The sequence below is a fragment of the Streptomyces sp. NPDC058773 genome (assembly GCF_042746015.1).
In the GTDB taxonomy this organism is placed as follows: domain Bacteria; phylum Actinomycetota; class Actinomycetes; order Streptomycetales; family Streptomycetaceae; genus Streptomyces.
On sequence record NZ_JBHYPE010000091.1, the window covers coordinates 1 to 6,811 of the forward strand.

The following is a 6,811-nucleotide window of genomic DNA, read 5'->3' on the forward strand; positions in this document are numbered from 1 at the left end:
GGGCGGCGGCCCCCGCGCCGCCCCCCGGGGGCGCGGGCGCGCCCCCGGCCCCCCCCCCCCCGCGCCCGCGCCCGCCCCGGCGGCCGGCCCGCCCCCCCCCCCCCCACTGCCGTACCCGATGGCGCGCCGGAGCGCGACTGTCCACAGGGTGTGGATACGGCACACGACCCAGCACATGACCCCGGCGGCCGCCAGTCACTGTTCGCCATTTCACCTGGCGGTGCGATAACCCGCAGTAACTCTGGAGCTATCGGTAATCCACCCATTACTTTCCGTGCGCACGGTCGTGACCACGACCCGCGGCACCGGAGGGTTCCATGCGACGTATCACCACCAGGATCGGCATTCTCGCGGCGGCGGCGCTCCTCGCCGTCACGGCGGCCGGGCCCGCCCAGGGGAAGCAGACGAGCGACGCGCAGCGCACCCGGGCCGACGCGGCGGCCTACTTCGTGATGACCGACGTCACCCGCGCGGAGTTCGTCATCAAGATCACCGACCCGCGCAAGATCCAGCACGCCCGCGATCTGCTGAGCGGTGCGACCAGCTCGGAGCCCCATGTCATCGGCCGGATCGACAAGCGCCCCGCCCCGTACAACTGGCGCTGGAGCTTCCATCTGCGCCCGGAGACCATCGACTTCTTCGACTTCGCCATCGAGGTCTGTGACGCCACCACGCCCTATGTCGAGGAGCATCTGGACGAGGCCGGCGGACCGTTCCTGCCCGGACTGATCTGGTGCCCCTGGAGCTCGAAGCTGCTGCGGGAGGTCCCGCAGCCGTAGCGGGCCGCATACGAGGGCCGCCGGCGGAACGGCACCGCCGGCGGCCCTCGCGCACCGCCCGGGGCCTCAGCCGCCCGGCGTCACCAGCCGTGCCTCGTACGCGAACACCGCGGCCTGGGTGCGGTCGCGCAGCCCCAGCTTCACCAGGATGCGGCTGACATGCGTCTTCACCGTGGACTCGGCGACCACCAGCTGCTCGGCGATCTCCCCGTTCGACAGGCCCTGGGCGACCAGCACCAGGACCTCGGTCTCGCGCTCCGTGAGATCGGCGATGCGCTCCTGGGCGGGGGCGCGGGGCGTGCCCAGACGGGAGAACTCGGAGATCAGCCGCTTGGTGACGGTGGGGGCGAGCAGCGCCTCGCCGGAGGCCACGATCCGCACTCCCTCGGCGAGTTGGCCGGCCGAGGCGTCCTTGAGCAGGAAGCCGCTGGCCCCGGAGCGCAGCGCCTGGTAGACGTACTCGTCCAGGTCGAAGGTGGTCAGCACGAGGACCTTGGCGCCCGCGTCGGCGGCCACGATCTCGCGGGTCGCCTCCAGGCCGTTCATCTCCGGCATCCGGATGTCCATCAGGACGACATCGGGCTTGAGGACGGCGACCTTGCGCACCGCCTCCCGGCCGTCGACCGCCTCCCCGACGACCTCCATGTCCGGCATGGCGTTGAGCAGGACCGAGAAGCCCTCCCGGACCATCACCTGGTCGTCGACGATCAGTACCCGGATCATGCCCGCGCTCCCCCTGCCTTCGTCTCACCCGTCGTGTTCGCCACCGGGATGAACGCCGCGACCTCGAAGCCGCCGTCCTCGGTGTGCTCGGCGGTCATCTCGCCGCCCAGCATTTGTACCCGCTCCCGCATGCCCAGCACGCCGTGCCCCGCGCCCGGGGACGGCTTGGCCAGCCGGCTCGGGGCGCCGTTGACAATCCGTACGCCCAGTCCGCCCAGCACGTAGGAGATCTCCACCCGGGCATCGGCGCCCGGAGAGTGCCGCAGCGCGTTGCTCAGCCCCTCCTGCACGATCCGGTACGCGGACAGCTCGACGCCCTGCGGCAGCGGCCGGGGCGAACCGGTCACCACGGCCTCGACGACCAGCCCGGCGCCGCGGACGCTGTCGAGCAGCGAGTCGAGGTTGCCCAGGGTGGGCTGCGGGGCCTCCGGGTCGCTCTCGGCGAAGGCGTCCGGGTCGGCGGAGCGCACCACGCCGAGGATGCGGCGCAGTTCGGCGAGCGCGGCGACGGCGTTCTCCCGGATCGTCGCGAACGAGGTGGCCAGCTCGGGCGGGGTGTCCTTGACGCGGTAGGGCGCCGCCTCGGCCTGGATGGCGATGACGGACATGTGGTGGGCGACCACATCGTGCAGCTCGCGGGCGATCAGGGCGCGCTCCTCCAGGAGCGTGCGCCGGGTGCGCTCCTCCTCGGTGACGCTCTGGGTCTCGACGACCTGCCGGCGCTCCTCACGCCAGGCACGGACCGCGGCGGCGGAGATCAGCACCACTGCGCAGAAGAACGCCGTCGGCGGCAGCTGGCCCAGGCCCGACCCGGTGAGCAGCATGATGACCCCCGCGGCGGCAAAGGTGACCAGCCACATCTCCGCGGCCAGCCGCGGCCGGCTGCGCAGCACCACCAGGACCATCACCGCGAGGAGGGCCGGGAAGGCACCGTTGCCGAAGACATCGCCCCACGGGTCGACGACCGCGTCGACGGAGCCGCCCACGACGAACGCGCACAGCGCGAGCCAGTAAGCGCCCACCGGCCGGAAGAGGGTGAGCAGCGGCGCCGCGGCGACCGGCACGGCGAAGGCGGCGGACAGCAGGCCGTGCAGCCGTCCGGGCCCCGAACTGGCCAGCATCGCCAGCAGGACGCACACCGAGAAGAAGCCGACGGTCAGGTGCGGCAGCCAGCACGCCCAGCGCCGCAGCCGCCCCGGCAGCCACGGCACCCAACGGGAGATCTTGGCGTCCTCCAGCGGCGGCAGCGGACGGAAGGCGAAGGCGTCGACGAAGAGGTCCTGGCGCAGCCGGTGCAGGGCGCCATGGGCTATCCGTGCCTCCGAGTGCAGGGAGCCCTGCGTCTGGGTCGTCTCGTTCACGCTGACAACGGTAAGCAACGGGGGCCCCCGCGGCGTCCCCACCAGTGGGGATCTGCGGGCGTCCGCCTCAAGTACTACGGAGTCCGTGCACGCAACGGATCAGTGTGTGACAGCTGGGGCTGCCGGGGGTCACGGGGGCGTAGTGACCGACGCCGGGCAACTCGCGCAGCTCCGTGCCGCCGGGGTTCCGTGCGGTGTAGCGGCGGGAGAGGTCCACCGGGACCTCCGGGTCGTCGGTGCCGTGCAGGATCGTGACCGGGATGCCGGCCGGCGGCGGACGGCGGGCCGGGTCGGCCGCGGCGAGGCGCTCCGGGAGGCCGGGCCCGGCGCCCAGCAGCTCGGCCACCGCACCGCCGCTCAGCCCCAGCTCATGGGCGCGGGCGAGATCGGCGACCGGGGCGACCGCGACGACGCGGGTCACCGGGGTGCCGGGCCGGGCGGCGGCGAGCAGCGCGAGATGGCCGCCCGCGGAGTGCCCGGCCAGGATCACGGCGGGGTCCGCCCCGTCCTCCGCCAGCGCCGCCCCGGCGGCTCCTACGGCCGCCGTGACGTCCTCGAAGGTCTGCGGCGCCCCGCCGCCCGCGCCGACCCTGCGGTACTCGGCGAGTGCGACCGGCACCCCCTGCCCGGCCAGTTCGGCGGCGAGCGGCGAGAGATGGCGGCGGTCGTAGGCCGCGCGCCAGAACCCGCCGTGCAGCAGGACGACCACGGGGCCGCGGACCGCCGCCGCCCCGTCGCCGGCCGCCCGCGGTGCGTAGACGTCGACGATCTGGTCCGGATGCGGCCCGTAGGCCACCGTCCGGTCCGGCGCCACCGGGGCGAGCCCCAGCAGCGCCGTCTCCTCGCCGGCCACCGTCACCCGGCCGCTCCGGACTCCACATCGGGCAGCGCCGCGAGCACCTCACCGAGCACCCGGGCCGCCCGCTCCGCATCAGCGAAGGACGTGTAGAGCGGGGTGAAGCCGAAGCGCAGCACATCGGGCCGGCGGAAGTCGCCGACCACCCCGCGCCGGATCAGCTCGTCCATCACCTCCCCGGCGAGGGAGCTGCCGTCCGCGGCGGTGAGCTTGGGGGAACACGCCAACGACACCTGGCTGCCGCGCAGATGATGCTCGGACGGGGTGACCGAGCGCACCCGGCCCGGCGGCACATAGGCCGCCACGCACTCCAGGAAGAAGTCGGTCAGGGCCAGGCTCTTGGTGCGCACCTCCTCGATGGACACCCCGTCCCAGGCCTCCAGCGCCGCCTCCAGGGCGAGCAGCGACAGGATGTCGGGGGTGCCGACCCGGCCGCGCAGAATGCCGTCGGCCGGGGCGTACGCGGGATCCATGGCGAACGGATCGGCGTGCGAGTTCCAGCCCGGCAGCGGCGATTCGAACCGCTCCTGGAGGCTCTCGCGGATGTAGAGGTACGCGGGCGCCCCCGGGCCGCCGTTGAGGTACTTGTACGTGCAGCCGACGGCGAGATCGACATGGTGGGCGTCGAGGCCGACCGGCAGCGCGCCGGCGCTGTGGCACAGGTCCCAGACGGCGAGCGCGCCCGCGGAGTGCAGCGCGTGGGTGATGCCGGGCAGGTCGTTGAGCCGGCCGGTGCGGTAGTCGACGTGGTTGACCAGCGCCAGCGCGGTCCGCTCGGTGACCTCGTCGGCGATCCGCGCGGGCTCGACCGGGCGCACCGCGAGGCCGGTCATCCGGGCCGCGGAACGGACGATGTAGCCGTCGGTCGGGAAGGTCGTGGCATCGACCAGGATCTCCGTACAGCCCTTGCCGGCCATCCGGACGCCGCCGATGACGGCCTTGAAGATGTTGACGCTGGTCGAGTCGCCGACCACCACCCGGCCCGGCCCCGCCCCGATCAGCGGGGCGATCTTGTCGCCGATCCGCTCGGGCGCGGTCCACCAGCCGGACTCGCTCCAGGACCGGATGCGCAGCCGGCCCCACTCCCGGCTGATGACGTCGGCTATCCGGTCGGACACCCCGCGGGGCAGCGCGCCGAGGGAGTTGCCGTCGAGGTAGACGGCCTCGTCGCCGGAGGCGTGGTCGGGCGCGGGGTCGAGGACGAACCGGTCGCGGACCGCGGCCAGCGGGTCGGCGGCGTCCAACTCGGCGGCGCGCACGGCGTGTTCACGGGCCGCGGCGGGCCCGATGCGGCCGGTGGTCTCGATCCGGCCGGTGGCCTCGGACATCTCAGGGGTCTCAGACATGGCTCCGCGCCGTCCACAGCTCGGGGAAGACGTTCTTGCGGGCCCGCTTCTCCAGCCAGGCCACGCCCGCGGAACCACCGGTACCCATCTTCGCTCCCATCGCCCGCCAGGTCGCGACCAGATGGTCGTGGCGCCAGCGGAGAATCAGCTCACCGACATCGGTCAGCACCTCACCGAGCCGGACCAGCTCGGAGTCCTGCGGCCCGGCGTAGATCTCGGCCCAGACGGCCTCGACCCCCGGGTCCGGTTCGTAACGCAGCGTCGGGTCCCGCCGCAGCACGGCCTCGGGCACCGCCCAGCCGCGCCGGGCGAGCATCCGCAGCACCTCGTCCCACAGGCTCGGCTCCTGGAGCGCCTTCTCCAGCTCGGCCAGCTCGCGCGGCGCACCGCGGTGCGGCACCAGCATGGACGCGGACTTCTCGCCGAGCAAGAACTCCATCCGCCGGTACATCGCCGACTGGAAGCCGGATCCCTCGCCGAGCGCGCCGCGGTAGGCGTTGAACTGCGCGGGGGTCAGCCGGGCGAGCGGCTTCCAGGCGGCGTTCAGCGCCTCCAGCTCGTAGGTGGAGCGGCGCAGCGCGTCCGTGGCGACCGGCAGATCGTCGCGGCGCAGCGCCTCGGCGGCGGTGCGCCACTCGTGCACGACGACCGTGAACCACAGCTCCATGACCTGGGTGGTGACCAGGAAGACCATCTCGCCGGGGTCGTCGGAGAGCGGGTGCTGCAAATGGGTGAGGACGCCCGCCTGGACGTAGTCCTCGTACGGGGTCGTGCTGCTGCTGCCGATGCTCATGTCCGGGGCGAACGGCGGGCCGTCGGCAGCGGTGCCGGCCGACAGCGGGCACACGGCGGGCGCGGTCGGTCCGGGGTCCGGGGGGTCGATGGGAGACGGCTGCGACATGAGGGACTCCTCAGGTGCGAACTACCGGGTAGCGGTCCGCCCCTTCCTCGTCGGCTCGGGAGCCCCGGTCCCCTCGGGCGCGGGATGGCCCGGCCCACTGAAATCATCGGTGCTGGACAGCGACCGCGCAAGGGCCGGCCGCGAGCGCGGCCGGCCCGTTGACCTGGGCGCTCCCCCGGCCGGAGCGCGGCCGGCCCCGGTGCGGGGGCCGGCGGCGGCCGGTCAGGAGAGGGTGTCCGCCGCGGTCGGCGAGGAGTCCCGCAGGAAGGCCGAGCAGCGCTCGTACTCGTCCTGCTCGCCGATCACCTGGGCGGCGCGGGCGAGGGCGTGCAGCGCACGGAGGAAGCCGCGGTTGGGCTCGTGCTCGAACGGCACCGGGCCGTGGCCCTTCCAGCCGGCCCGGCGCAGCGCGTCCAGACCGCGGTGGTAGCCGGTGCGGGCGTAGGCGTACGACTCGACGACCCGGCCTCCCTCGAACGCGTCGTCCGCGAGCTGCGCCCAGGCCAGGGAGGAGGTCGGGTACTTCGCGGCGACGTCGGCCGGGGCCGTGCCCGCGGCGAGCAGCTCGCGGGGCTCGGGGTCGTCGGGCAGGTGGGTCGGGGGCGGACCCCCGAGCAGGTTCTCGTGAATGGGCATGGTCCCCAGTCTGCCAGTGCCGTTGCGCTGGGCCTCGGCCCACGCTTTCGGCTTGCCCGCCGTGGGGGTTGTTCGTCGTCTGTCGCCCGCTGCGCGCTGCGCCCGCCGTTGCGCCTGCGGCGGGCCCTGGTCCGCTGCGCGGGGCTGTCGGGGTGCGGTGACGGACCTACGGGGCAGGGTGTCCGGACTGCTTCGCTTTACGTCCGGAC

Annotated in this window: 7 protein-coding genes; 1 reads left to right on the top strand and 6 read right to left on the bottom strand. The window is 73.9% G+C overall.

The features are described from left to right. The first annotated feature begins 317 nt into the window (after window positions 1-317). The gene (locus tag ACFW5B_RS35030) at window positions 318-779 is read left to right on the top strand and encodes a calmodulin-binding protein (RefSeq protein WP_386449107.1); all 462 of its coding nucleotides are present in this window, start codon (window positions 318-320) and stop codon (window positions 777-779) included. Window positions 780-845: 66 nt separating this feature from the next. Here ACFW5B_RS35030 and ACFW5B_RS35035 read toward each other — a convergent pair whose 3' ends face one another. The 6 genes from ACFW5B_RS35035 to ACFW5B_RS35060 form a co-directional block, all read right to left on the bottom strand. Next, window positions 846-1,502 carry a response regulator gene (locus ACFW5B_RS35035; protein ID WP_386449110.1) on the bottom strand — a complete coding sequence of 219 codons (657 nt, stop codon included), beginning with the start codon at window positions 1,500-1,502 and terminating at the stop codon, window positions 846-848. Beyond that, on the bottom strand, window positions 1,499-2,863 hold the full coding sequence (locus ACFW5B_RS35040) for a sensor histidine kinase (protein ID WP_386449113.1): 1,365 nt from the start codon (window positions 2,861-2,863) through the stop codon (window positions 1,499-1,501). Before ACFW5B_RS35040 ends, ACFW5B_RS35035 begins: the two co-directional genes overlap by 4 nt. Window positions 2,864-2,930: 67 nt before the next feature. Next, entirely contained in the window at window positions 2,931-3,722 is a 792-nt protein-coding gene (locus ACFW5B_RS35045) for an alpha/beta hydrolase (protein ID WP_386449116.1), read from the bottom strand. Further along, window positions 3,719-5,047 carry a kynureninase gene (gene kynU / locus ACFW5B_RS35050; RefSeq protein WP_386449124.1) on the bottom strand — a complete coding sequence of 443 codons (1,329 nt, stop codon included), beginning with the start codon at window positions 5,045-5,047 and terminating at the stop codon, window positions 3,719-3,721. The genes ACFW5B_RS35045 and kynU overlap by 4 nt, the downstream gene beginning before the upstream one ends. 10 nt (window positions 5,048-5,057) lie before the next feature. Beyond that, window positions 5,058-5,966, bottom strand: coding sequence for a tryptophan 2,3-dioxygenase family protein (locus tag ACFW5B_RS35055; RefSeq protein ID WP_386449119.1), 909 nt, complete (start codon window positions 5,964-5,966; stop codon window positions 5,058-5,060). Between the two features lie 222 nt (window positions 5,967-6,188). Beyond that, complete coding sequence (locus ACFW5B_RS35060; RefSeq protein WP_386449122.1) at window positions 6,189-6,602, bottom strand: DUF3151 domain-containing protein; 414 nt, start codon at window positions 6,600-6,602, stop codon at window positions 6,189-6,191. Between the last annotated feature and the right edge of the window lie 209 nt (window positions 6,603-6,811).

Coding starts and splice junctions, on each gene's coding strand:
- ACFW5B_RS35030 (WP_386449107.1), top strand. CDS start 318: ATGCGACGTATCACCACCAGGATCGGCATTCTCGCGGCGGCGGCGCTC.
- kynU (WP_386449124.1), bottom strand. CDS start 5,047: ATGTCCGAGGCCACCGGCCGGATCGAGACCACCGGCCGCATCGGGCCC.
- ACFW5B_RS35035 (WP_386449110.1), bottom strand. CDS start 1,502: ATGATCCGGGTACTGATCGTCGACGACCAGGTGATGGTCCGGGAGGGC.
- ACFW5B_RS35060 (WP_386449122.1), bottom strand. CDS start 6,602: ATGCCCATTCACGAGAACCTGCTCGGGGGTCCGCCCCCGACCCACCTG.
- ACFW5B_RS35055 (WP_386449119.1), bottom strand. CDS start 5,966: ATGTCGCAGCCGTCTCCCATCGACCCCCCGGACCCCGGACCGACCGCG.